At 58.9% G+C, this 26,096-nt stretch carries 21 protein-coding genes; all 21 read left to right on the plus strand.

Annotated features, from left to right (window positions below; genetic code table 11):
- The first annotated feature begins 33 nt into the window (after window positions 1–33).
- The 21 genes from DOCECA_RS04180 (at window position 34) to fliG (ending at window position 26,089) form a co-directional block, all read left to right on the plus strand.
- The gene (locus DOCECA_RS04180) at window positions 34–3,603 is read left to right on the plus strand and encodes a glycosyltransferase (protein ID WP_445571488.1); all 3,570 of its coding nucleotides are present in this window, start codon (window positions 34–36) and stop codon (window positions 3,601–3,603) included.
- A gap of 264 nt (window positions 3,604–3,867) precedes the next feature.
- Window positions 3,868–4,641 carry a glucose-1-phosphate cytidylyltransferase gene (gene rfbF, locus DOCECA_RS04185; RefSeq protein ID WP_420767398.1) on the plus strand — a complete coding sequence of 258 codons (774 nt, stop codon included), beginning with the start codon at window positions 3,868–3,870 and terminating at the stop codon, window positions 4,639–4,641.
- On the plus strand, window positions 4,623–5,705 hold the full coding sequence (gene rfbG / locus DOCECA_RS04190; protein ID WP_445571489.1) for a CDP-glucose 4,6-dehydratase: 1,083 nt from the start codon (window positions 4,623–4,625) through the stop codon (window positions 5,703–5,705). Before rfbF ends, rfbG begins: the two co-directional genes overlap by 19 nt.
- A complete protein-coding gene (gene rfbC / locus DOCECA_RS04195) occupies window positions 5,702–6,262 on the plus strand; it encodes a dTDP-4-dehydrorhamnose 3,5-epimerase (protein WP_434562972.1) in 561 nt (186 codons plus the stop codon). Before rfbG ends, rfbC begins: the two co-directional genes overlap by 4 nt.
- Entirely contained in the window at window positions 6,259–7,485 is a 1,227-nt protein-coding gene (locus DOCECA_RS04200) for a methyltransferase domain-containing protein (RefSeq protein WP_445571490.1), read from the plus strand. The genes rfbC and DOCECA_RS04200 overlap by 4 nt, the downstream gene beginning before the upstream one ends.
- On the plus strand, window positions 7,482–8,339 hold the full coding sequence (locus DOCECA_RS04205) for an NAD-dependent epimerase/dehydratase family protein (protein WP_434650313.1): 858 nt from the start codon (window positions 7,482–7,484) through the stop codon (window positions 8,337–8,339). The genes DOCECA_RS04200 and DOCECA_RS04205 overlap by 4 nt, the downstream gene beginning before the upstream one ends.
- Window positions 8,329–9,399: a class I SAM-dependent methyltransferase gene (locus DOCECA_RS04210; protein ID WP_445571491.1), complete on the plus strand. Its 1,071-nt coding sequence runs from the start codon at window positions 8,329–8,331 to the stop codon at window positions 9,397–9,399. Before DOCECA_RS04205 ends, DOCECA_RS04210 begins: the two co-directional genes overlap by 11 nt.
- A 16-nt stretch (window positions 9,400–9,415) precedes the next feature.
- Window positions 9,416–10,153: a cephalosporin hydroxylase family protein gene (locus DOCECA_RS04215; RefSeq protein ID WP_445571492.1), complete on the plus strand. Its 738-nt coding sequence runs from the start codon at window positions 9,416–9,418 to the stop codon at window positions 10,151–10,153.
- Between the two features lie 51 nt (window positions 10,154–10,204).
- Window positions 10,205–13,138, plus strand: coding sequence for a TIGR00180 family glycosyltransferase (locus tag DOCECA_RS04220; protein ID WP_445571493.1), 2,934 nt, complete (start codon window positions 10,205–10,207; stop codon window positions 13,136–13,138).
- A 228-nt stretch (window positions 13,139–13,366) separates the two neighbouring features.
- Complete coding sequence (locus tag DOCECA_RS04225; protein ID WP_217860066.1) at window positions 13,367–14,293, plus strand: ketoacyl-ACP synthase III; 927 nt, start codon at window positions 13,367–13,369, stop codon at window positions 14,291–14,293.
- A gap of 410 nt (window positions 14,294–14,703) precedes the next feature.
- Window positions 14,704–15,555 (plus strand): flagellin domain-containing protein, encoded by an 852-nt coding sequence (locus DOCECA_RS04230; RefSeq protein ID WP_045155383.1) that lies wholly within the window; start codon window positions 14,704–14,706, stop codon window positions 15,553–15,555.
- Between the two features lie 72 nt (window positions 15,556–15,627).
- On the plus strand, window positions 15,628–15,993 hold the full coding sequence (locus tag DOCECA_RS04235) for a flagellar protein FlaG (protein WP_445571494.1): 366 nt from the start codon (window positions 15,628–15,630) through the stop codon (window positions 15,991–15,993).
- An 81-nt stretch (window positions 15,994–16,074) separates the two neighbouring features.
- Window positions 16,075–17,511 (plus strand): flagellar filament capping protein FliD, encoded by a 1,437-nt coding sequence (fliD, locus tag DOCECA_RS04240; RefSeq protein ID WP_445571495.1) that lies wholly within the window; start codon window positions 16,075–16,077, stop codon window positions 17,509–17,511.
- A gap of 130 nt (window positions 17,512–17,641) precedes the next feature.
- On the plus strand, window positions 17,642–18,037 hold the full coding sequence (fliS, locus tag DOCECA_RS04245; protein WP_445571496.1) for a flagellar export chaperone FliS: 396 nt from the start codon (window positions 17,642–17,644) through the stop codon (window positions 18,035–18,037).
- Between the two features lie 11 nt (window positions 18,038–18,048).
- Complete coding sequence (locus DOCECA_RS04250) at window positions 18,049–18,345, plus strand: flagellar protein FliT (protein ID WP_420767383.1); 297 nt, start codon at window positions 18,049–18,051, stop codon at window positions 18,343–18,345.
- Between the two features lie 173 nt (window positions 18,346–18,518).
- Window positions 18,519–19,994, plus strand: a complete 1,476-nt coding sequence (locus DOCECA_RS04255; protein ID WP_434563002.1) for a sigma-54 dependent transcriptional regulator — start codon at window positions 18,519–18,521, stop codon at window positions 19,992–19,994.
- 110 nt (window positions 19,995–20,104) lie between these two features.
- Window positions 20,105–21,313, plus strand: coding sequence for a sensor histidine kinase (locus DOCECA_RS04260; RefSeq protein WP_434563004.1), 1,209 nt, complete (start codon window positions 20,105–20,107; stop codon window positions 21,311–21,313).
- A gap of 5 nt (window positions 21,314–21,318) precedes the next feature.
- Window positions 21,319–22,701, plus strand: a complete 1,383-nt coding sequence (gene fleR / locus DOCECA_RS04265; protein ID WP_420767381.1) for a sigma-54-dependent response regulator transcription factor FleR — start codon at window positions 21,319–21,321, stop codon at window positions 22,699–22,701.
- A gap of 249 nt (window positions 22,702–22,950) precedes the next feature.
- Window positions 22,951–23,277, plus strand: a complete 327-nt coding sequence (gene fliE / locus DOCECA_RS04270; protein WP_003184044.1) for a flagellar hook-basal body complex protein FliE — start codon at window positions 22,951–22,953, stop codon at window positions 23,275–23,277.
- 15 nt (window positions 23,278–23,292) lie between these two features.
- The gene (gene fliF, locus DOCECA_RS04275) at window positions 23,293–25,077 is read left to right on the plus strand and encodes a flagellar basal-body MS-ring/collar protein FliF (RefSeq protein ID WP_258648065.1); all 1,785 of its coding nucleotides are present in this window, start codon (window positions 23,293–23,295) and stop codon (window positions 25,075–25,077) included.
- Window positions 25,070–26,089 carry a flagellar motor switch protein FliG gene (gene fliG, locus DOCECA_RS04280; protein ID WP_007958288.1) on the plus strand — a complete coding sequence of 340 codons (1,020 nt, stop codon included), beginning with the start codon at window positions 25,070–25,072 and terminating at the stop codon, window positions 26,087–26,089. The genes fliF and fliG overlap by 8 nt, the downstream gene beginning before the upstream one ends.
- Window positions 26,090–26,096 lie beyond the last annotated feature (7 nt).

The following is a 26,096-nucleotide window of genomic DNA, read 5'->3' on the forward strand; positions in this document are numbered from 1 at the left end:
AAGGCCGGGGCCCGCCGCTCGAGAGTTTAAACCGTGAAGTCACTTCCCCTCGTCAGCATCGTCATCCCCGCATACAACCCTCGGTTCTTTGACCAGGCACTGCTCAGTGCGTTGGCCCAGACCTACGAAAACGTTGAAATCATCGTTTGCGACGATTCGCCTGACGATGAGATTCGCAACATAGTCGCGTCATTCAAACAGCCGGCCCATCCGGTCCGCTATCTGAAAAATCCTCAACGGCTAGGACTGCCGGGCAATCTGTTGCGTTGTGTCGATGAGGCGCAGGGCGAGTTCATCAAGGTCTTGTGCGATGACGATCGTCTATTCGCACCGAGCATTGCGATGCAGGCCCAGGCGTTGATGGATCATGCTGACGTGAGCGTGGTGTTCGCGCTGCGGCTGTTGTGCGACGCAGGCAACTTCATCTTGCCGCCCCGGGTGGATAACTGCCGCTTCTCGCCAAATGACGCCTTGCTCAAAGGCGACGACATGCTGGCAATTTTCGAGAGCACGCCAACCAACTTCATCGGCAATTTCAGTTCCACCCTGATGCGCCGCGCCGATGTGCTGGAATTGTTGCCTGCGTTGATCCAGGACGGTGCCGGTTTTGTCGCGGTGCTCGACTTCGCCTTGTTTGTTTGCCTGATGCGGCGCGGCAATCTGATTGCCTTGAATACCGTGTTGAGTATCGAGCGCCTCTACCCGGAGCGTTTGAGCAAGACCCCGGAAATGCTCAAGGCAGCAAAGACAGAGTGGGAATGGCTGGCGCAGATGCTTGTCGCGCGCAGCGGTGAAGCGGCGCCGGCTTCTGGTTGGGTGCGCTGCATTGATCTGGACAAGATCACCGATGAACCTCACGCCTGGCAGGAGCTCTGCGTAACCCGCGTATTGGGCAACCGCAATACCGTCGTGAATGGTCGAGTCGGGGCGCAAAGCGATAGTTATGCCGACTTCTATCGTGAATGGCTGGCCGTCCGCCGGTTCAGTGAGGTAGAACGACGCGTCATGCCCGCGCGCATCGATAGTTGGCCGTTTCGGCCGAACATCGTGCCTTTGGTCATCGACGCGCTCGGCGATGCGGAGTCGCTTGAGGCGACGCTACGCAGCATCAAGGGCCAGCTGTATTCAGCCCAGGCCGTAGTGGTGCTTTCCGATGCTCCTTGCGAAGCGGATGAACGGGTTCTGCAGTTGCCTTACCAGGCGGATTGGCCGAGTCAGCTTAATGCCATCGTTCCACAGCTGGAAGGCGCCCATTGGTTCTACGTGCTGCGCGCGGGCGACGTGCTGCGCGATTCAGCGTTGTTGATCCTGGCCGAGCGCGTTGCCGGGAGGCCGGGCATCCTTTGCGTCTACAGCGATGAAGGCGCTTTGGTGGACGGCGAGTCCTTCGAGCCAGTGTTCAAGCCGGATTTCAACCTGGACCTGATGCGCGCCTATCCCTATGTCGGTCGGACCTTGGCTTTCGAGCGTGAACGATTCATGGCCCTCGGTGGTTTTGAACCGGATCACGGTGAACTGGCGCCCCACGATCTGCTCTGGCGCCTGGTGGAAGAGGCTGGCCCTCAGACCATCGAACACATCGCGGAAATCCAGGTTGAGTCGGTCCTGAGCTTCGCCCAATGGTTGTCGCTGCCCGAGGTGATCGAGGGCAACGCCCGGTTGGTTGGCGCGCATCTGGAGCGTATCGGCATCGATCATGAGATTTCCCCGGACACCTTGCCGTTGATCAACCGCATCAGCTACCGACACGGCGAGCGCCCGCTGGTATCGATCATCATGCGTACCGGTGACTCGCTCGCCGCCTTGCAGCGTTGCGCCGAGAGCCTGATCGAACGTACGGCCTACACCCATTATGAAATTCTGATTGTTGACAGCGGCGTCCGGGACCCGGCAATGCTCGACTGGCTGGATAACATGTCGCAGTTGGGTGCGAGCATGTTGCGCGTATTGCGATACGCCGGTGATGACAGCGATGCAGCGGTGCGCAATTTTGCTGCAGGTCAGGCCCGGGGCGACTATTTGCTGTTGCTCAGTCCGCAAACGGTCATTTGTGAAAATGACTGGTTGGACGAGATGGTCAATCATGCCCAGCGTCCTGAGGTAGCGGTGGTCGGTGCGAGGATACTCAGTCCTCAAGGCACGATTGTCGGCGGCGGGCAAGTTCTTGGGTTGGCTGGGCCGGTGGGCACGCCGTTCTACGGTGAATCCGCGGCTTCGCGCGGCTACATGCAGCGTTTGCATACGACGCAGAACTGGAGTTCGGTAAGCAGCGATTGCTTGATGGTGCGCAAGCAGGTATTCGATGAACTCGGCTGCCTGGATGCGTCCTTAACCTTCGGCCTCAGCGATGTCGATCTGTGCCTGCGCGCAGGAAAAATTGGCTACCTGGTTGTCTGGACGCCCTACGCCACGGTCATGAAAGTCGACCTGCCGTCGACCGCTGTCCAGCCTGAAGAAACCGCGTTGGTGGAGCGCGAGCGCGAAATCTTCTATCGCAAATGGCTGCCGCAGATCGCCCAGGATCCAGGCTACAACCCTGCGCTGAGCCTCGGGGCGTCCAGCTTCAGCCTGGAACCTTCGCTGCGCAACAATTGGAACCCGTTCTGCCGCCGCGCCCTGCCATTGATACTTGGCTTGCCGGTCAACGCCACCGCGGTTGGGCATTATCGCGTCACGGCCCCGTTGGCCGCTTTGGAGGCCGCCGGGCGGGTAATCGCTCGGGTCGCCTACGAGTCGCCTCCTACCGTCGAGATTGAGCGCCTGTCGCCGGATACGATCGTATTGCAGGGGCGCTACAGCGAAGGGGCCGCCGGCGATATTCTCAGAATGAAAAAATACTCCGGTGCCTTGCGGATTTTCGAACTCGACGATTACGTCATCCAGGCACCCAAGAAAAACACGCATGCGCGCAACAAGCCGGCCAATATCGAACAGATGCTGCGCGAAGGAATCGGGCTGTGTGATCGTGTGGTGGTGACGACACCTTCGCTCGCTGATGCCTTGTCCAGCATGCACAATGAAATTCGTATCGTGCCTAACATGTTGCCACCTGAGCCGTGGGCGAAGCTGACCAGCCGGCGCGGCACGTCCTCCAAGCCTCGGGTGGGTTGGGGGGGAGGAACCAGCCACAGCGGTGATCTGGAAATCATTGCGGACGTGGTTCGCGAGTTGGCAAACGAAGTGGAATGGGTGTTCTTCGGTATGTGCCCGGATGCACTGCGTCCGTATATTCATGAGTTCCACAGCTCGGTCGGCTTGAACACCTACCCATTCAAGCTGGCCAGCCTGAATCTCGACTTGGCGCTGGCTCCCCTGGAGTTCCACATTTTCAACGACTGCAAGAGCAACCTGCGCTTGCTGGAATACGGTGCCTGTGGCTACCCGGTCATCTGCACCGACACCAAGGCCTACGACGGTTTTCTGCCCTGCACCAAAGTGCGCAGCAACAGCACTGAGGAGTGGGTTGAAGCGATCCGCATGCACCTGGCCGATCCGGACGCGAGTTACCGCATGGGTGACGAACTGCGCGAAGCGGTGCTGCGGGACTACATGCTCAACGGCAAGAACCTGCAGCATTGGTTGTGGGGGTGGTTGCCGGATTGAACGTTGCCTGTGCAGCGTTGACACTCGTGGAGAGGGAGCTGGCTCCCTCGCCATAAAGGCCGCATACGGTCGTCTTTTCGCCTTCCTTCCCCTGAAACCGCCTCAACAGAGCTGGCGCGTTTCCTGCAAGCCCCCCTCATATCGCCATAAAACGAGCGCTCGCGGCCTTTCGCAGCGCCCAAATCGGCATTGAAGGTGTAATCCCCGCGTCCGCAAAGCGAAACAACGCTTGGTCGAGCCCGGTGATGAACAAGAGGGGAGACGATGAAGGCAGTTATCTTGGCAGGTGGTCTCGGCACGCGGATCAGCGAGGAGTCGCACCTCAAGCCCAAGCCGATGATCGAGATCGGTGGCAAGCCAATTCTTTGGCACATCATGAAGCAGTATTCCGCCCATGGAATCCACGACTTCGTGATCTGCCTGGGCTACAAGGGCTATGCCATCAAGGATTTCTTCGCCAACTACTTCTTGCACACCTCTGACGTTACCTTCGACATGTGCAACAACCGCATGGACGTTCACCAGAACTACAGTGAACCGTGGCGTGTGACCTTGATCGACACTGGCGATGACACCATGACCGGTGGGCGACTGCGTCGGGCGGCGCGTTACCTGGAGAATGAAGAGGCGTTCTGCTTCACCTATGGCGACGGTGTGTCGGATCTCAATATTGGCGCGCTGGTGGATTTTCATTTGTCCCACGGCAAGCTTGCCACGGTGACAGCCGTCCAGCCGCCTGGACGTTACGGTGCGCTGGAGCGCAACGGCGATTCTGTCCTCGGGTTTACCGAAAAACCGCGAGGCGATGGCGGTTGGATCAATGGCGGATTCTTCGTGCTTTCGCCCAAGGTGTTGCCTTATATCGCTGACGATCAGACCTCATGGGAGGCCGAACCGCTGGCGACGCTGGCAGCGCAGGAGCAACTCAACGCTTTCCAGCACGACGGTTTCTGGCATCCGATGGACACCCTGCGGGACAAGAACCACCTCGAAGCCCTGTGGCAAAGCGGCGAGGCCCCATGGAAGCAATGGTCTTGAACCCTGAGTTCTGGCGTGGCAAGCGCGTACTGGTCACAGGCCATACCGGCTTCAAGGGCAGTTGGCTGACGCTGTGGCTGCAAAGCCTCGGGGCCAAGGTCAGTGGTTTTTCCCTCGACCCCGCCACCCAGCCGAACCTGTTCGAGTTGGCCCGCGTGAGCGAGGGCATCGATGACCGGCGCGGTGACTTGCGCGACCTCGGCGCCTTGCTGGAACTGCTGGCCGACGTGCAGCCGGAGATCGTCCTGCACCTCGCCGCTCAGCCGCTGGTGCGCGAAGGTTACCGGGACCCATTGGGCACGTATTCCAGCAACGTCATGGGCACTCTCAACCTGCTGGAAGCGGTTCGCCAGGTGGGTGGCGTCAAGGCATGTGTACTGGTTACCACCGACAAGGTCTACGCCAACCAGGAATGGTTATGGCCCTACCGCGAAAACGAGCCTTTGGGCGGTCATGATCCTTATAGCAGCAGCAAGGCCTGCTGCGAATTGCTGGCGCAGTCTTATGCCGCCTCATTCTTTTCGGCTGAGCGCTATGCCGAGCATGGCCTTGCTCTGGCCACGGCGCGGGCCGGCAATGTGCTGGGCGGCGGTGATTTCGCTCCCGAGCGCCTGATTCCCGACGTGCTTAAAGCCTGGTCGGCAGACGAGCCGGTGACGCTGCGTTATCCACAGGCCGTTCGTCCGTGGCAGCACGCCCTGGAACCGTTGGCCGGATACCTATTATTGGCTGAGTGCCTTTATCAGCAGGGACCAGAGTTCGCCGGTGCCTGGAACTTCGGCCCGGGTGAAACCGACATGTGCAGCGTCGGCGAGGTCGTCCAGCTGTTGGCCGAGCGCTGGCCGCAAGCGCCCGGCCTGCGCATCGAGCCGTGCGACTTACACGAGGCCGGCCTGTTGCGCCTGGACAGCAGTCGCGCCCGGCAGCTGCTTGGCTGGCAGCCGCGCTGGTCGTTGCAACAATGCCTGGCCCAGACCCTGGATTGGCACTTGGCATGGCAGGACGGCGATGATATGCGTCAAGTCAGCCTCGGCCAACTGAACCTGTATCGAGGGGCGTTGTGAGCGAGTTTTCCTTGATGGCGTTGCCGCTGGCCGGTCTGTTCAGCGTTCAGCACAAACGCTTCGAAGATCAGCGCGGGCATTTCGCCCGGCTGTTCTGCGAAGGTAGCCTGAGCGCATTTGGCCAGCCATTTCATATCCGCCAGATCAACCATTCCTGCACTCGTGAGCGCGGTAGCGTGCGTGGGTTGCATTATCAGAACGCGGCGCAGCCGGAAGCCAAGTTGATCACCTGCCTGCGTGGCGAAGTCTGGGATGTAGCCGTGGATCTGCGTCCCGATTCCGAGACGTTTTTGCATTGGCATGCCGAGCACTTGAAGGCTGGCGATGGCCGCAGCCTGTTGATCCCGGCCGGGTTTGCCCATGGCTTCCAGACCCTGACCGAAGACGCCGAGCTGCTTTACTTGCACAGTGCCGACTACGCTCCCGAGCACGAGGGCGGCCTGTCGGTGAATGATCCGCGGCTGGCGATTGCCTGGCCGCTGCCTGTCAATAATCTGTCGAGCCGGGACAGCAACCATCCCTTGCTCGACGAGCGTTTCGCTGGAGTGCGTCTATGAACTGCCGAGGTTGCGGAACTGCCCTGGCTTTGCCTTTGATCGATCTTGGTACTTCGCCGCCATCCAACGCTTATGTGCGGGCCGACCAACTGGATCAGGCCGAGCAGTGGATGCCGCTCAAGGTCGCGGTGTGCCAGCAATGCTGGTTGGTGCAGACCGAGGACTACACCCGCGCGGACACATTGTTTGACGCTGAGTACGCCTACTTCAGTTCGTTCTCCAGCACCTGGCTGGCCCACGCCGAGCGCTACGTTGCCGAGATGGTGGAGCGCTTCGAATTGAGTGCAGACAGTCGCGTGGTGGAAATTGCCGCCAACGATGGCTACCTGTTGCAGTACGTGGCCAAGCGCGGTATTCCCTGCCTGGGCGTCGAGCCGACGCGCAGCACCGCCGAGGCGGCTCGTGCCAAAGGCCTGGTGATCCGCGAGTTGTTCTTTGGTCGCGAAACGGCCATGCAATTGAACAGCGAAGGCTGGGCAGCGGATTTGATGGCGGCCAACAACGTCCTTGCCCACGTGCCGGACATCAACGATTTCCTTGCTGGTTTTGCCACCCTGCTCAAGCCAACCGGCGTAGCGACTTTCGAGTTTCCGCAACTGCTGGCATTGATGGCCGGGCAGCAATTCGACACGCTGTACCACGAGCATTTTTCCTACTTGTCGCTGACCTCCGTGCAAACCCTGTGCGAGCGCAACGGGCTGGAAGTATTCGATGTCAGCCGGTTGTCGACCCATGGCGGTTCGTTGCGAGTCTTCGTCCAGCGTGCCGACGGAGTGCGGCGTTCGATCCAGTCCTCGGTGCAGCAACAATTGCAGGCCGAACAGGAGGCTGGCGTGAAGACCGCCGCGTACTACGCCACCCTGGCGCCGGCTGCCGAAGCGATCAAGCATGGCTTGCTGCGTTTCCTTTTGCAGGCCAAGGCCGACGGCAAGCGTGTGGTGGGCTACGGCGCAGCGGCCAAGGGCAATACATTGCTGAATTATGCGGGGGTCAGGCCCGACCTGCTGGCATGGGTAGCCGATGCCAATCCACACAAACAAGGTAAATACTTGCCGGGCAGTCGCATTCCCATAGTGGCGCCTGAGCGTATTGCCGCCGAGAAGCCTGATTACATTCTCGTCCTGCCTTGGAACCTGCTGAGCGAAGTCAGCCAGCAGTTGGAAGAGGTGCGTGGGTGGGGTGGCCGATTTGTAGTCGCCGTACCTGAGTTGACGCTCCTATGAAGGTGCTGGTGACGGGGGCAACCGGATTTGTGGGTCGACATCTCGTCGAAGCTCTGCTCGCGCGTGGTTGCCAGGTTCGGGCCGTTGCGCGTCGGATCGAGCCGGCCGAGGCGCTGCCCTGGTTCGACCGTGTTGAATTCGTCGCGGCCGATGTCCATTCCAAAGAGCTGGACGTCGCTGCATTGGTCAAGGGTGTCGATGCCTTGGCGCACCTGGCGTGGCCGGGATTGCCGAATTACCAGGCCCTCCTTCATTTCGAACATAACCTGATGGCCGATTATCAATTCATCAAACAGGTAGTCGTGGCGGGGGTGGGACAGGTGCTGGTCACGGGTACCTGTTTTGAATATGGCCTGCAGAGCGGGCCGCTTGACGAGAAGACTGCGCCACAACCGTCCAACCCTTACGGCTTGGCAAAAAATACCTTGCGCCTGTTTCTTGAACACCTGCAACGCGAGCATTCGTTTACGTTGCAGTGGGTACGCTTGTTCTATTTGCACGGCATCGGTCAGAACCCCAACAGCCTGCTCGCGGCGCTGGACCGGGCCATCGATGCCCAAGCGCCGGTATTCGATATGTCGGGTGGCGAGCAGTTGCGCGATTACCTGGCCATCGAAACAGCGAGTGCTTATATGGCGGGTCTGCTGTCGCTGCGCGAATTCAATGGTGTCGTCAATTGCTCAAGTGGCGAACCGGTGTCGGTTCGCGCACTGGTAGAAGCACGCCTGCGCGAGCGTGGCGCGGCCATTCGCCTGAACTTGGGCCATTATCCCTATCCGACCCACGAACCCATGGCGTTCTGGGGCGTGGCCGAACGTTTGCAAACCTTGTTGGGAGCCGAACATGACGCGTGAGCTGTACCGGGCCGCCGGCCTTCCGGTTCTGCAGAACCGTACCTTCGCCGATGAGCAGTCGGCCAGAGCCTCGGCGAGTGCCGACATGGTGTTGGTTCAGGACGACGTGAGCGGGTTGGTTTTCAACCAAGCGTTCGATGCGGACAAGCTCAGCTATGACAGCGACTACCAGAATGAACAGGCCCACTCCGGTCAGTTCCAGAGGCATCTCGCTGACGTGGAAGGCATCATCGCCAGGCATTTCAGCGGTCAGGACTTGATCGAGGTCGGTTGCGGCAAAGGCTATTTCCTGGAACTGCTCAAGGAACGTGGTTATGCGATCACGGGTATCGACCCTGCCTATGAGGGCGACAACGCCGACGTGATCAAGGCGCCGTTCACTCGCGATCTGGGCCTGTCGGCCGACGCGGTCGTGCTACGTCACGTGCTGGAACATATTCAGGATCCGGTGGCTTTCCTTGCAGAAATCTCAGCGGCCAACCAGGGCGGACAGATTTACATTGAAGTGCCGTGCCTGGACTGGATCCTGGAGCATCGTGCCTGGTTCGACCTGTTCTATGAGCACGTGAACTATTTCCGCCTCGATGACCTGCGCCGGATGTTTGGCACGGTGCATGAGGCCGGGCACCTGTTCGGCGGTCAGTACCTGTACATCGTTGCCGATCTGGCCACGTTGCGCCTGGAGCCGGAGCAACCCGTTCCAGCCTTGCAAATGCCAGACGAATTCACCGCCAGCCTCAGTCGCGCCGTGCAGATCGTTCAGGCCGCGCCGCAACAAGGCTCGGCGATCTGGGGGGCATCCTCCAAAGGGGTGATCTACTCGCTATTCCTGCAACGAGCCGGTGTAGCGGTGGACTGCGTGGTGGATATCAACCCGGCCAAGCAGGGGCGATATCTGCCGCTGTCGGGCGCCCGGGTGTCTTCGCCGCAAGAAGCCATGAATGCATTGCCCGAAGGCGCCAACCTGTTCGTAATGAATTCCAATTACCTCGGAGAGATCAAGCGGATGACCGGTGGGCGCTACGTCTACCACGCCGTTGATAGCGCTTCGTTCCAATAACCGCGAGATTCGAAAAATGACTGACAACACTATCCATACAGCTTTCGAAGCCCAATGCCAGACCGAAATCGCCGGGCAAGGCCAAGATCAGAAACTCGTCGGCTTGGCCAAGGAGTTTTTCAACGAGTCGGCCCGCCACAAGTACAGCTACCATTTTTCATGGATGGGCCGGCCAATCATCCAACTGCCGCAGGACATGATGGCCATGCAGGAACTGATCTGGCAGATCAAGCCTGACCTGATCATCGAATGCGGTATCGCCCACGGCGGTTCGATCATCTATTACGCTTCGTTGCTGGAGTTGCAAGGCCACGGCGAAGTATTGGGCATCGACCTGGATATCCGCCCGTACAACCGTGAAGCCATCGAGAGCCATCCGATGAGCAAGCGCATCTCGATGATCGAGGGTTCGAGCATCGATCCGGCCATTGCCGAGCAGGTCCATGCAGCGGCCAAAGGCAAGAAAGTTATTCTGGTACTCGACTCCAACCACACCCATGACCATGTCCTCGAAGAACTGCGCCTGTACGCGCCGCTGGTTTCGGTGGGCAGCTACTGCGTGGTGATGGACACGGTGGTGGAAGACATGCCGGCGGACTTCTTCCCGGATCGCCCATGGGGCCCGGGCGACAACCCGAAAACCGCTGTGTGGAAATACCTCGAAGAAAACGACAGCTTCGAAATCGACCAGCAACTGCAGAACAAGCTGCTGATCACCGTTGCGCCGGATGGTTATCTGCGTCGGGTTCGTTAATCCATCCGTTTCAAGTCATTGGCGTCTGGCAGGTTGTGGGGACTAGGAAATATGCAGGTTCGAAATATGCTTCAAAACAACGTGGCACCGCTGAGCGAGCGGTTCACCGTGGTAGTCATCTCCCACAACCGCAGCGCATTTCTGCGCCGCACATTGCATTACTACAGCAGCTATCCGTGTTCGGTACTGGTATTGGACTCGTCGGTGGAGCGCGATGATCGGATCGCCGAGGATTTTCCGTCGGTCGATTACCGCCACTTGCCTCAATTCACCTACAAAGGGCTTCAGGAAAAATTGACCTACGGTGTCAACCAGGTCAAAACGCCTTATATGGTGTTCGCTGCCGACGACGATTTCCTGCTGCATGATGCCTTGACCGAATCGGTTGAGTTTCTCGAAGCCAACCCCGACTACGGCCTTTGCCACGGCTACGGCATCATGTATTTGTCCTGCGCAACAGAAGTCTGCTACTTCCGCCGTGACCGCAAGGTGCATGAGGACTACGACAGCGAACTGGCCGAGGACCGTGTGATCCGTTTCATGGATCAATTCCTGCCGCCGTTCTACGCCGTGACCCGCACTGACTTGCTGCAACAGTGGTACGGCATGTTGCCGCCTGGCACCAGTTTCGAGTGGCAGGAGATCGGCCATACCTTTTACTTGCTGGCGTGTGCCAAGGCGCGGATCCTGCCGATTCCGTTCGCCGTGCGCGAACTCAACTACGGCGGTTCCGAACACAACACCAACGTCCTGACGGTGTTGAGTTACAAAGACGCCAAAAGCGTCGCCGAGCGTGAGCAGTTCGCCGAGTTCCTGGCATCGGTGCCGACCCAGCTCAGCGAGCAGGCTCCGGAACGCATCAAGCAGATTGCTCTGGACAGTTTTGCGGCCATGGCCGACTGCCTGCAGCAAGGGCGTTCGCTCAAGGGCACGCAGATTATCCGTTCGGCCTGGTTGGAGGCCGGTGGTGAGCCGGTTCGTTCGTTTGGCCCACAGCAATTTGTTGAAATGCCTTTCTACAATCAACGGGTCTTCGATCTTCTGACTCACTTTGAATTCCTGCTGCATGCCATGCCAGCCGGCCGCCTTCAGCTTCAACAATTGGAAGGCATTCTGCTGCGTCAGCATGAGCTGATGCGTGTGCAACCAAACGATAACGAGCGCACCCTACGCAGCCGTCTGTGGGAAGCCCAAGGCCTGTACGCGTTCAACCGCACCGTGATCAAGCGCCTGGCCGAGTCGTTGAAAAGCAGCGATGAGCCAGATGAGGCAGTGAAACTGCAGGCCTGGGCCGAGCGCCTGGACTCGGTGCCGGGTCAGCAAGAGCGCCGGTTACTGGAAAACATGCACTCCGGCCGTTTGTTGAATTGGCTTGAGGCGCGTAATCCAGATGCGCAGCAGCTCAAGTCCATCGCGGCGCACCTGGCCGAGCATCAAGGCGGCCCGCGGTTCGGCATCTTGTTGCTGGACCTGGACGCTGACATGTTCAAGCTGCAGGCGACCTTCGACAGCCTGGTCAACGGTCATAGCAAGGCGTTCAACGTGGTGGTCTTCACCACCGGCGACCTGCCGGCGACCACCACCGTGCGCGACACCGTGCACTTCGTCAAAGTCAGCACTGGCAATTATGTCGAGCGCATCAACCAGATCATCGGGCAGTCCTCCGCCGACTGGATGGTACTGGCCGAGGCTGGCGACCAGTTCACCGAAAGCGGTCTGCTGCGCGCCAGTCTTGAACTGATCGGCGCTGATGGCGTGCGTGCCGTGGCCATGGACGAAATCCAGCGTAAGGCCGACGGCAGCCTGGTCGATGTGTTCCGTCCTGGCGTCAATCTTGACTTCCTGCAATCGGTGCCTTCGCTGATGGCGCGGCATTGGCTGATTCGTCGTGACGTGCTGGTACAGGCACGCGGTTTTACGCCTGAATACACCCAGGCGTTGGAGTTGGACGTGTTGTTGCGTCTGATCGAAGAGGCGGGGCTTGCCGGCCTGGCGCATCTGTCCGAGCCGTTGCTGATCTGCAATGCCCCGGCGCAAGAGGAAAATGCCCAGGAGCGTCAAGTACTGACGCGCCACTTGGCGGCCCGGGGTTATCGTGCCCAGGTCACCTCGGCGCAACCGCTGACCTATCAAATCGACTACCAGCATGCCGAGCGGCCGTTGGTATCGATCATTCTCGAAAGCCGGGACAACTTCGAACAGATTCAACAGGCGCTGGTCAGCGTGCTGCAGCGCACCCGTTATCATCGCCATGAAATCCTGATCGCAGATAATCATAGCCAGTCCGAAGCAATGGCCCAGTGGCTCGACAGCCTGGAAGGCAAAGGCGATCGGATCCGTATCCTGCGCAGCGATCGGCGCTTGAGTGCGTCGGCTCTGTACAACTGGGCGAGCGCCCAGGCGAAGGGTGAATACCTGGTGCTGTTGTCGGCCGAGGTGCAAGTGATCAACGCCAACTGGCTCGACAGCTTGCTCAACCAGGCCCAGCGACCGGAAGTGGGGATCGTCGGCAGCAAACAGATGGATATTCGCGGCATCACCACCCAGGCTGGCCTGGTGCTCAAGCCCGATGGCCAGGTGGCCTCGGTGTTCGTTGGTGAACGCAAGGACGCCAAGGGTTATCTCAATGGCCATCAGGCGGAACAGAACTACTCTGCGGTGTCCGGCGTTTGCCTGATGATCCGTAAGGATTTGTTCGAAGCCGTAGGCGGCCTGGACGAAGAACATTTCGCCGAGGCCTTTGCCGACGTCGACCTTTGTCTGAAAGTAGCTGACGCAGGCTATCTCACGGTCTGGACACCCCAGGCGCAGATGCTGCACGCCGGTACGGTTTCCGATGCGCCGGAGGCACTCGATGCCCTATGCAAAAAGTGGCAGGCGCGTTTCGAACACGACGCGGTCCGTAACCCGAACCTGGCCTTGACGGACAAAGGTTTTGCGCTGGGTACCGCCACGGCTGTCGACTGGGCGCGGTTGCTGGCATAGCCCGATGCCTCCTTCCATTGTCGTATAAGCCCTCGCAAAAAGGGCTTATTCGGCAATTTAGCGTGACCTGCGAGTCATAACGCGCATCTTCACTGTATTGTATTGACCGGGAAGATGGCGCCTGGCCCTTATCAGGACCGGTGATAGCCCTTTACACTTCCCGTTTGTCGGCGCCCCTCGATTCCTTGCGAGCGGTGGTATTGGGCTGTTTTTGATTGGGAAGCCGTAATGATTGGCATAAAAAGCATTGCGAGCTACGTTCCTGTAGCCGGCGTGGACAATTACGCACAAGGTGCAAAATTTGAAAAGGATGAAGAGTTCATCCTCGGCAAGATCGGTTCCGCCTTCTTGCCACGCAAGGATGACGGCCAGGAAACCTCGGATCTGTGCGTCGAAGCGGCCAATGCGCTGTTTGCCAATAATCCCGATCTGAAGCGCGAATCCATTGACGTGCTGATCGTCGTCACCCAGAACGGCGATGAAGAAGGGTTGCCCCACACGGCGGCTATCGTTCAGGACAAGCTCGGCCTGCCCACCAGCGTAGCGGCGTTCGATATATCCCTGGGTTGCTCGGGTTATGTCTATGGCATCTACGCCATCAAGGGCTTCATGGAAGCCGCTGGCCTGAAGAATGGCCTGTTGGTAACCGCCGACCCATACTCGAAAATCGTCGACCCGGAAGATCGCAACACCACGATGCTGTTCGGTGATGCCGCCACGGCGACGTGGATGGGCGAGGATGCGCCGTGGCAACTGGGCAAGGCAAAGTTCGGCACCGACGGCTCCGGTGCGCCGCACCTGAAGGTCAGCGACGGCGTATTCTTCATGAACGGTCGCCAGGTGTTCAACTTCGCGTTGCTCAAGGTGCCGGCACATTTGCATGAGTTGCTCGCCGATTCCGATCTGCAACCCAGTGACATCGATGCGTTCTGCATTCATCAAGGCAGCGCCGCAATCGTCGATGCCGTGGCGCGGCGTTTCGAAGGCGAGCCGGAGAAGTTCATCAAGGACATGGTCGAGACCGGCAACACCGTGTCGTCGAGTATTCCGCTCTTGCTGGAGAAGCACGTGCTCGATTCCGACTGGAAGCGAGTGGCGTTAAGTGGCTTTGGCGTAGGCCTGTCCTGGGGGTCGGCGATCATCTATCGCCCGTGAGCCAGTAAAGGCCGGGCACAAAAATAGCGGCCAAGGTGTAAACCTTGAACGCTATTTTTTTGCCTGATCGAAAAGCGAGGCGCTATGAGCAAGTTTTTTTCAGCGCAATCTCCAGGCGATCGAATGCGAGTTGGTTGATCTGTTGGCCGCTGATCAGGTGATTCCATGCCGTTGACTCGTTGGCAGGTTCCCCCGGTCTCGCTAGCGACAGTTCCCTGGCGTCATTTTTTACCCTCCAGGCTTTAGCAAGTCCTTGATTTATGAGGGGTGGCCACCTGATGGCAATTTTTTTGAAAAAACCGCTAAAGCAAGTTCCGATTACGACGATAACTATTACGAAGGTTCTCTAGGCCACACCCGGCGGTTGCCAGGGCCGGAAGCCGCAGTACCCAACCAACGAGGAATTCGTCATGGCTTTAACAGTAAACACCAACGTAACGTCGTTGAACGTCCAGAAGAACCTGAACAAGGCTTCCGATGCGCTCTCCACTTCGATGACTCGCCTGTCTTCCGGCCTGAAAATCAATAGCGCCAAAGACGACGCCGCCGGCCTGCAAATCTCCACTCGTATGACCTCGCAAATCCGTGGTCAGACAATGGCGATCAAGAACGCCAACGATGGTATTTCCATCGCTCAGACAGCTGAAGGCGCTCTGCAAGAGTCCACCAACATTCTGCAGCGTATGCGTGAGCTGGCAGTACAGGCACGAAACGATTCTAACGGTACCGAAGACCGTGCAGCTCTGAACAAAGAATTTGCTTCGATGTCGAACGAGCTGACTCGTATCGCCAAGTCGACCAACCTGAACGGTAAGAACCTGATTGACGGTACTGCTGGCACCATGACCTTCCAGGTTGGTTCCAACACCGGTGCTGACAACCAGATCACTTTGACCCTGGATAGCGGCTTCGATGCAGCTTCCCTGTCGGTTGACTCGGCTACCGTACAGATTACTGGTACCGACTCGGCTACCGCTGAAGCTTCGATGAACAACGCGCTGACCAAAATCGACGCCGCTCTGGCCAAGATCAACTCCAGCCGTGCTGACCTCGGTGCTGCACAAAACCGTATGACCAGCACCATTTCCAACCTGCAGAACATCAACGAAAACGCCAGTGCTGCACTGGGTCGCGTACAAGATACCGACTTCGCTGCTGAAACTGCACAACTGACCAAGCAGCAGACTCTGCAGCAAGCGTCTACTTCGGTTCTGGCCCAAGCCAACCAACTGCCATCCGCTGTACTGAAGCTGCTTCAGTAATAGCCGGTTGGGTTTTAGCGGGGGAGTGCGCTTGCGTGCTCTCTCGCTTTTTCCGTTCAAGAGGTGATGGACATGGATATGAGCGTGAAGCTGAACTTGTCTTATCCAGCGGCGAAGCCGGCACCCACAGTGGCCGACAAGCCCGTAGAGAAGCCTCAAGCCGGCGTTGTTACCGTGACACCGGTCAAGCAAGCGCCTAAAGACGCTGTTGCCGAGCAGGATAAACTCAAGAAGGCTGTCGAGGAAATTGAGAAGTTTGTTCAATCGGTCAAGCGTAACCTGGAGTTCTCAATTGATGAGCCTTCAGGCAAAGTAGTGGTCAAGGTAATCGCCAGCAGCTCAGGCGAAGTGATTCGTCAGATTCCGAATGAAGAGGTTTTACGGCTGGCGGACAGTTTGAACAGCGCAAACAGCTTGTTGTTCAGCGCCGAAGCCTGACAACCGGTACGAATTTTTGTTGTATGTTCTTTTGGGCGTTGTAACGGTCAAAAGACCGGCGACACACTGAGGGAGTCCCACATGGCAAGTCCAATACTACCTGGCTTGGGTTTAGGCTCTGGCCTCGATACCACTGCTATTGTTAAGGCATTAGTGGATTCTGACAAAGCAGCCAAGCAGGGTCAGATTGATCGTGCCACCAAGACCAATACCTCGAACATTTCTGGCATTGGGTCGTTGAAATCGTTGCTGGCTACGTTCCAGTCTGCACTTGAAGCCTTGGGAAACAAAACCACGCCCCAGTTTACTGGTTTTTCTGCCACTTCCTCAGATATCAAGGTGTTGACCGCTACGTCGAGCAACTCGGCGGTCGGTGGTACCTACAGTATTAAAATCGATAGCCTGGCAACCTCTTCGAAGGTTTCGACGGCTGCTTTTGCTGGCGGCGCAACCAGTACGGTAGATGCGGGGACTTTGACCATTAGCAGCCAGAACGGCGACTCCTATGCGGTCGATGTTCCAGCCGGCTCCACGCTACAGTCAGTGCGCGACGCGATAAACACCAAATACCAGGCCAGCGGTATAAACGCTAACATCATCACCGACAGCTTCGGTTCGCGATTGGTGGTAGGAAGTAGCAAAACCGGCGCGGGCAGTGACCTGTCCATGAGTGGTATTGCTAGCCTTGCGGTTGACGGCACGGTTGCCATGGCTACTCCGCCAACCGCCGGTTCCGCTGGTTCCCTGTCGCTGGCCAAAGATGCGGTATTCAACATCGATGGTTTGGCGATGACCAGTCCAACTAACAAGTTGGATAATGCGGTCTCTGGATTAAGCATGACGCTCGTTGCGCCGACGGCTACGGCGGTTACAGTGACCGTCGCGACAAACACTGACGGACTGAAGGCTTCGATTCAGAAATTTGTCGATGCCTATAACGCTATTGCTAAGGCAGTTACTTCGCTGACCAAGCCCACCGTAGACGCTGACGGAAATTCTATTCCGGCTGCCTTGAATGGCGATGCGATGCCGCGTGCGTTATTGGCCGCTATTCGTGGTCCGCTGTCCGAAACCGGGGCCGGCACAAAACTGACCGTTTTGTCCCAACTGGGGATCACCACCAACCAGACTACGGGCGCCCTGGATTTCAATAGCGTTAAGTTCACTGCAGCCCTGAACGATAAGCAGCTGGGCGGGGAGGTGCAGACGCTGTTCACCGGCGATAACGGTCTGATCGAGCGCATGCAGAATGCGATCAAGCCATACACTGAAAGCAAACTGGATGCCAACGGAAAGCCCGTTGATAATATCCTCACGGCAAGGTCCAAAAATCTTGAAATCATCCAGAAGAAATTGACTGCCGATCAAGCAGCTTTGGACCGCCGAATCGAAACCCTCACCGCCGTACTGACCAAAAAGTACAACGACATGGATACCCTCGTCGGCAAGCTGAAAGCCACTGCCAGTAACATCACCTCGATGTTTGAAGCGATGACGGCACAACAGAAGAACAGCTGATTTTCGACCGATACAAAAAGCCCGGCAGCGTTTTGACAACGCTCCGGGCTTTCGGCTTTTCGGTCTAAAGTTTTTTGACACAGCGTCGATACGCTGTTTATACGAACCGAAGTTTTTGATGAGGTAGAACATGAATCCGATGTTAGCCCTTCGCCAATACCAGAAGATTGGCGCCCAGGCGCAAACCTCCGAAGCAAGTCCCCATCGTCTCGTGCAGATGCTCATGGAAGGTGGGTTGGACCGTATCGCCCAGGCCAAGGGCGCTATGGAGCGCAAGGACATAGCCAACAAAGGCGTCCTGATCAGTAAGGCCATCGGTATCGTGGGTGGCCTGCGTGAAGGCCTGGATCTGGAAAACCAGGCCGAGTCGGTAGCCGAGTTGGATGCTCTTTACACCTACATGATGAAACGTCTCGCCGAAGCCAACGCTAAGACCGATCCGAAGATCCTCGACGAAGTCGCTGATCTACTGCGCACGGTCAAGGAAGGCTGGGACGGTATCGCGCAACCTGGCCCGCAATTCTGAGGAATAAGCTCATGAGTCTTGTCTTGCAGCGCATAGAACAAACCCGAGATGCCCTGGTTGATGCCCTGGCTGAGCGCAATTGGGAGGCCATCGGTCAATTGGATCTGGCGTGCCGTTCCTGCATGGAAGACGTCATGGGCGAGTCCGAGGTGGACGAGGCGGCGTTGCGTAACAACCTGGAAGAGTTGCTTGGCGTGTATCGGCAGTTGCTGGATGCCGCGACGGGGGAACGTCAGGCGATCGTGAACGAAATGTCACAGATTAACCAGGCACAGAACGCGGCGAAGGTTTACCACCTGTTCGGATGATTTAATTTTCATTTAATCCGAACAAAGTGCGCCATAAATTTGACTGTGCGCGATTTTTTGACTTAACTAGTGGCTGTTTACAGATTTCAGGCGTCTACAGGCATGACAAGTCTGCAAGCGTCTAGCTTGCCCCCAAATTCGGGCACTGAGTTGACTAGGGAAGTTGCTATTGCATGTGGCGTGAAACCAAAATTCTCCTGATCGATGACGATAGCGTCCGCCGCCGCGACCTGGCGGTGATCCTTAATTTTCTCGGCGAAGAAAATTTACCCTGCGGCAGCCATGACTGGCAGCAGGCTGTCGGCTCATTGTCGTCCAGCCGTGAAGTCATTTGCGTCCTTATCGGGACCGTAAATGCCCCCGCATCGCTTTTGGGCTTGCTAAAGACACTCTCAACCTGGGATGAGTTCCTTCCCGTTTTGCTGATGGGAGAAAATTCTTCCCTAGACCTGCCGGAAGACCAGCGCCGCCGGGTACTTTCCACCTTGGAAATGCCGCCCAGCTACAGCAAATTGCTTGATTCGCTGCACCGTGCGCAGGTTTATCGCGAAATGTATGACCAGGCCCGTGAACGCGGCCGGCATCGTGAACCCAATCTTTTCCGCAGCCTTGTCGGCACCAGCCGTGCGATCCAGCACGTGCGCCAGATGATGCAGCAGGTGGCCGACACCGACGCCAGCGTGCTGATCCTGGGTGAGTCCGGCACCGGCAAGGAAGTGGTTGCGCGCAACCTGCATTACCATTCCAAGCGCCGCGAAGCGCCGTTCGTTCCAGTCAACTGCGGGGCGATCCCAGCCGAGTTGCTGGAAAGCGAATTGTTCGGCCACGAGAAGGGCGCATTCACCGGCGCAATTACCAGTCGCGCCGGGCGTTTCGAATTGGCTAACGGCGGCACGCTGTTCCTCGATGAAATCGGCGACATGCCGCTGCCGATGCAGGTCAAGCTGCTGCGCGTGCTGCAAGAGCGCACCTTTGAACGCGTGGGCAGCAACAAGACCCAGAGCGTCGACGTGCGGATCATCGCCGCGACTCACAAGAATCTGGAAAGCATGATCGAGGTCGGCAGTTTCCGCGAGGATCTCTATTACCGCCTCAACGTATTCCCGATCGAAATGGCGCCGCTGCGTGAGCGGGTCGAAGACATTCCGCTGCTGATGAACGAATTGATCTCGCGCATGGAGCATGAGAAGCGCGGTTCGATCCGCTTCAACTCGGCGGCGATCATGTCCCTCTGCCGCCATGGCTGGCCGGGCAACGTCCGCGAGTTGGCCAACCTGGTGGAGCGCATGGCGATCATGCACCCCTACGGCGTGATCGGCGTGGCCGAGTTGCCGAAGAAGTTCCGCTACGTCGACGACGAAGACGAGCAGATGGTCGACAGCCTGCGCAGCGACTTGGAAGAGCGCGTAGCGATCAATGGCCATACGCCGGACTTCACCAGTAACGCCATGCTGCCGCCGGAAGGCCTGGATCTGAAGGATTATCTGGGAGGCCTGGAGCAGGGCCTCATTCAGCAGGCACTCGACGATGCCAACGGCATCGTCGCCCGCGCGGCGGAACGCCTGCGCATCCGTCGCACGACTCTGGTGGAAAAGATGCGCAAGTACGGCATGAGCCGTCGCGAAGGAGATGAACAGGCGGATGATTGACGCCTGTTTTACAACCGCCTGATTTCTGGGCGGTTTTTTTTCGGCACGGGTATTGCTACTGCCCTCGCAACGTTCCGTTTAACTGACGGTCAGCCAAGCGAGAGAGCACGATGACCCAAGCCGCCCTGATGTCTCCTGTCCCTGAGCCGGGACTCATGCCGTCCGCCGAGCAGGCTAGCCGGCTTGGACTTGAGCAGGCGTTTTCGCTGTTTAACCAGGTCTCCAGCCAGTTATCCGACTCCTACAGCCTGCTCGAAGCCCGGGTCACCGAGCTCAAGGGTGAGCTGGCGGTGGTCAGCGCTCAGCGCATGCAGGAGCTGGCGGAAAAAGAACGCCTGGCCAATCGGCTGCAAAACCTCCTCGACCTCTTGCCTGGCGGCGTCATTGTCATTGATGAGCACGGTTTCGTGCGCGAAGCCAACCCGGCAGCGTGCGAGCTGCTCGGCCTGCCATTGGAGGGCGAGCTGTGGCGGCATGTGATTGCCCGCTGCTTCGCTCCTCGCGAAGATGACGGCCATGAGATTTCCCTCAAGGACGGTCGACGCCTTTCTATCTCGACCCGTTCGCTTGATGCCGAGCCCGGGCAGTTGGTGCTGCTCAACGACCTGACTGAAACCCGCCACCTGCAAGATCAGCTGGCCCGCCACGAGCGGCTGTCTTCCCTTGGGCGGATGGTGGCGTCGCTGGCCCATCAGATCCGTACGCCGCTGTCCGCCGCGTTGCTCTACGCCAGTCATTTGACTGAACAGCAACTGCCGATGGATACCCAGCAGCGCTTCGCCGGCCGCCTGAAGGAACGCTTGCATGAGCTGGAGCACCAGGTCCGCGACATGCTGGTGTTCGCCCGCGGCGAATTGCCGTTGACCGACCGCGTGACGCCCAAGGCGTTGCTGCAATCCTTGCAGGCCGCAGCGTCGACCCACGTACAGGGTTTGCCGATCCGCTGGCAGTGTGACAGCCGCGCGGGCGAAGTCCTGTGCAACCGCGACACGCTGGTGGGCGCGGTATTGAACCTGATTGAAAACGCGATCCAGGCGGGCGACGGCGACGTTCGCCTGAAAGTCCACCTATACACCCGTGGCAGCACGTTGCGCCTGTGTGTCAGCGACAACGGCAGCGGCATCGATCCAGCCGTGTTGACCCGCCTGGGTGAGCCTTTTTTTACCACCAAGACCACCGGGACGGGCCTCGGCCTGACCGTGGTCAAGGCCGTGGCGCGGGCCCATCAGGGTGAATTGCAGTTGCGCTCGCGGCCGGGGCGCGGCACGTGTGCGCTGGTCCTCCTGCCGCTGTTTTCCAGTGTGCCAAGGGTGGAGTGAAGGCAATGGCAATCAAGGTTTTGCTGGTGGAGGACGATCGTGCCCTGCGCGAGGCGCTCGCCGATACACTGCTGTTGGCCGGGCATGATCATGCCGTCGTCGGTTCGGCGGAGGAGGCGTTGTTGGCGGTCGCCCGTGAGCCGTTCAGCCTGGTGGTCAGCGACGTCAATATGCCGGGCATGGACGGCCATCAGTTGCTCGGTTTACTGCGGGCGCGCCAGCCTCAATTGCCAGTCCTGTTGATGACCGCCCACGGTGCGGTCGAACGAGCGGTGGATGCCATGCGCCAGGGGGCGGCGGACTATCTGGTCAAGCCGTTCGAGCCCAAGGCGCTGCTTGACCTGGTGGCGCGCCATGCCCTGGGAAGCCTTGCCGTTGAAGGTGAAGGCCCGGTGGCGATCGAGCCGGCCAGTGCGCAGTTGCTGGAATTGGCCGCGCGGGTGGCACGCAGCGATTCAACCGTATTGATTTCCGGTGAGTCCGGTACGGGCAAGGAAGTCTTGGCCCGTTATATTCACCAGCAGTCCCGTCGCGCCAGCGAGCCGTTCATTGCCATCAACTGCGCGGCGATTCCCGACAACATGCTCGAAGCAACATTGTTCGGCCACGAAAAGGGTTCGTTCACCGGCGCCATCGCGGCCCAGGCTGGCAAGTTCGAACAGGCCGATGGCGGCACCATCCTGCTGGATGAAATCTCTGAGATGCCCCTGGGCCTGCAGGCAAAATTGCTGCGGGTGTTGCAGGAGCGAGAAGTGGAGCGGGTCGGCGCGCGCAAGCCCATCAGCCTGGACATCCGAGTGGTCGCGACAACCAACCGCGACCTGGCGGGCGAAGTGGCAGCGGGGCGTTTCCGGGAAGACCTTTATTACCGGCTGTCGGTTTTTCCGTTGGCCTGGCGTCCGTTACGCGAGCGCACCGCCGATATCCTGCCGCTGGCCGAGCGTCTTCTGGCCAAGCACGTCAATAAAATGAAGCACGCAACGGCGCGCCTGTCCGCCGAGGCACAGGCTTGCCTGATCGGGTATCCCTGGCCCGGTAACGTCCGGGAACTGGATAACGCGATCCAGCGGGCGCTGATCCTGCAGCAGGGCGGCTTGATCCAGCCCGAGGATTTCTGCCTGGCCGGTCCGGTGGCTTGTGCGCCTTTGCCGGTACCGCCGCTGGCGCCGGTAGTGCCTCCGGTCGAGGTAGCCGAATCAGCCGGTGCGTTGGAGGACGATCTGCGTCGTCGCGAATTCCAGATGATCATCGACACCCTGCGCGCCGAGCGCGGCCGTCGCAAGGAAGCGGCCGAACGCCTCGGCATCAGTCCCCGAACCCTGCGCTACAAGTTGGCGCAAATGCGTGATGCCGGGATGGATGTGGAGGCTTACCTTTTCGCCAGTTGAATCATTGATCCAAGCAGTTGCACCTCTAAATCTGTGGGAGCGAGCCCTGCTCGCGAAGGCGGTGATTCAGGCGATGTAGATGTTGACTGACAGACCGCTATCGCGAGCAGGCTCGCTCCCACATGAGTCCGGATGAGCTCGCGCATGCATTTGTTTTTTACGGCCATCGAGCTGGCACCCTTGTTGCTAACACCTACGTACCCGCTGAGTAAGTGTCAAAAAAATGCGGGCCGCCAGAGAGAATAGACCATGAGCCAAGGTATTGAATTTAATCGATTGATGTTGGACATGCGGTCCATGCAAATGGACGCCATGGCCCAGCCGAAATCGGTCGCGGTCCCCCAGGTGGGTGGCAGCAGCTTTTCCGACATGCTCGGTCAGGCCGTCAATAAAGTGAACGATACCCAGCAGGCTTCGAACCAGTTGGCCAGTGCTTTCGAGATTGGTAAAAGTGGCGTCGACCTGACGGATGTAATGATCTCTTCGCAGAAAGCCAGTGTCTCGTTTCAGGCGTTGACCCAGGTACGTAACAAACTGGTTCAAGCCTACCAAGACATCATGCAGATGCCGGTCTAAGGAAACTATTGAGTCATGGCAGAAGCAGCCGTTGATAACGTTCCAGCCAAGGCCACTCCGGTAGACGGCAAACCGCCGTTGTTCGGTCTGTCTTTCCTGGAAAACCTCTCCGAGATGACCATGCTGCGTCAGGTTGGCCTGTTGGTCGGCCTGGCTGCCAGCGTGGCGATTGGTTTCGCCGTCGTGTTGTGGTCCCAGCAGCCAGACTACCGTCCGTTGTACGGTAGCCTGGAAGGCATGGACGCCAAGCAGGTCATGGAAACCCTGGCTTCTGCCGACATTCCCTACACCGTTGAACCCAATTCTGGCGCCTTGCTGGTCAAGGCCGACGACGTGGCGCGCGCGCGCCTCAAGCTCGCTGCCGCTGGCGTGACACCGACCGATGGCAACATCGGTTTCGAGATTCTGGACAAGGACCAGGGCCTGGGCACCAGCCAGTTCATGGAAGCGACTCGTTATCGTCGCGGCCTGGAAGGCGAACTGGCGCGCACCATCTCCAGCCTCAACAACGTCAAGGCTGCCCGTGTGCACTTGGCGATCCCGAAAAGCTCGGTGTTCGTGCGCGATGAGCGCAAGCCGAGTGCTTCGGTACTGGTTGAACTGTATTCCGGCCGCTCCCTGGAGCCAGGCCAAGTCGTCGCCATCATCAACCTGGTGGCGACCAGCGTTCCCGAACTGAGCAAGTCGCAAATCACCGTGGTCGACCAGAAGGGCAACCTGCTGTCCGACCAGGCGGAAAACTCCGAACTGACCATGGCCGGCAAGCAGTACGATTACAGCCGCCGCATGGAAGGCATGTTCACCCAGCGGGTGCATAACATTCTGCAACCTATCCTGGGCAATGGCCGCTACAAGGCCGAAGTCTCGGCGGACGTGGATTTCAGTGCGGTCGAATCGACCTCCGAGCAATTCAACCCGGATCAACCCGCGTTGCGCAGCGAGCAGTCGGTGAACGAACAGCGTACCGCCAGCAATGGTCCGCAAGGCGTGCCGGGTGCCCTGAGCAACCAGCCGCCGTCGCCGGCCAGCGCGCCGCAAACCACCGGTGGCGCCACCGCCGCCGCGGGCATGGTGCAGCCCGGCCAGCCGCTGATCGATGCCAATGGCCAACAGATCATGGACCCGGCCACCGGCCAGCCGATGCTCGCGCCGTACCCGGCCGACAAGCGTCAACAATCCACCAAGAACTTCGAGCTCGACCGTTCCATCAGCCACACCAAGCAGCAGCAGGGCCGTTTGAATCGCCTGTCGGTCGCCGTCGTCGTGGACGATCAGGTCAAGATCAACCCGGCCAACGGCGAAACCAGCCGTGCGCCGTGGAGCGCCGACGAATTGGCGCGCTTCACTCGCCTGGTGCAGGACGCCGTTGGTTTCGACGCCAGCCGTGGCGACAGCGTCAGCGTGATCAACGTGCCGTTCTCCCTGGAGCGCGGTGAAGAAATCGCCGACATTCCGTTTTATTCGCAACCCTGGTTCTGGGATGTGGTCAAGCAAGTATTGGGTGTGTTGTTCATCCTGATACTGGTATTCGGCGTGTTGCGCCCGGTGCTGAACAACATCACCGGTGGCGGCAAGAACAAGCAGTTGGCAGGCTTGGGCGATGTAGAGCTGGGAGGCATGGGCGGCCTGGATGGCGAATTGGCCAACGATCGCGTCAGCCTCGGCGGGCCGCAGAGCATCCTGCTGCCAAGCCCGAGCGAAGGCTACGACGCTCAGTTGAACGCCATCAAGAGTCTGGTGGCAGAAGATCCGGGTCGTGTGGCCCAGGTCGTGAAAGAGTGGATTAACGCAGATGAGTGATAATCGAGCCGCTGTTGCCAAATTGTCCCGGGTCGACAAAGCCGCGATCCTGCTGCTGTCCCTGGGTTCGACCGACGCCGCCCAAGTGCTGCGTCACATGGGGCCCAAAGAGGTCCAGCGCGTTGGCGTGGCCATGGCCCAGATGGGCAATGTCCATCGCGAGCAGGTCGAGCAGGTCATGAGCGAGTTCGTCGACATCGTCGGCGACCAGACCAGCCTGGGCGTCGGTTCCGACGACTACGTGCGCAAGATGCTCACCCAGGCCCTGGGCGAGGACAAGGCCAACGGCCTGATCGACCGGATCCTGCTGGGTGGCAACACCAGCGGCCTGGACAGCCTCAAGTGGATGGAGCCGCGCGCGGTTGCCGACGTGATCCGTTATGAACACCCCCAGATCCAGGCGATCGTGGTGGCGTACCTCGACCCGGACCAGGCCGGTGAAGTGCTGGGCAACTTCGACCATAAGGTTCGCCTCGATATCATCCTGCGTGTGTCGTCGTTGAACACCGTGCAGCCGGCGGCCCTGAAAGAACTGAACCAGATTCTCGAGAAGCAGTTCTCGGGCAACTCCAATGCCTCGCGCACCACCTTGGGCGGTATCAAACGCGCGGCGGACATCATGAACTTCCTCGACAGTTCGATCGAAGGTCAACTGATGGACTCGATTCGCGAAGTCGACGAAGACCTGTCCGGTCAGATCGAAGACCTCATGTTCGTGTTCAACAACCTGGCCGATGTCGACGATCGTGGTATCCAGGCTCTGTTGCGCGAAGTGTCCTCCGACGTCCTGGTCCTGGCCCTCAAGGGTTCGGACGAAGGCGTCAAGGAGAAGATCTTCAAGAACATGTCCAAACGAGCGGCCGAACTGTTGCGCGACGACCTCGAGGCCAAGGGCCCGGTGCGCGTCAGCGACGTGGAAACCGCACAGAAGGAAATCCTCACCATCGCCCGCCGTATGGCCGAAGCCGGAGAAATCGTGCTCGGTGGCAAGGGCGGCGAAGAGATGATCTAAGGTCGTT

The organism is Pseudomonas sp. E102 (assembly GCF_052660185.1).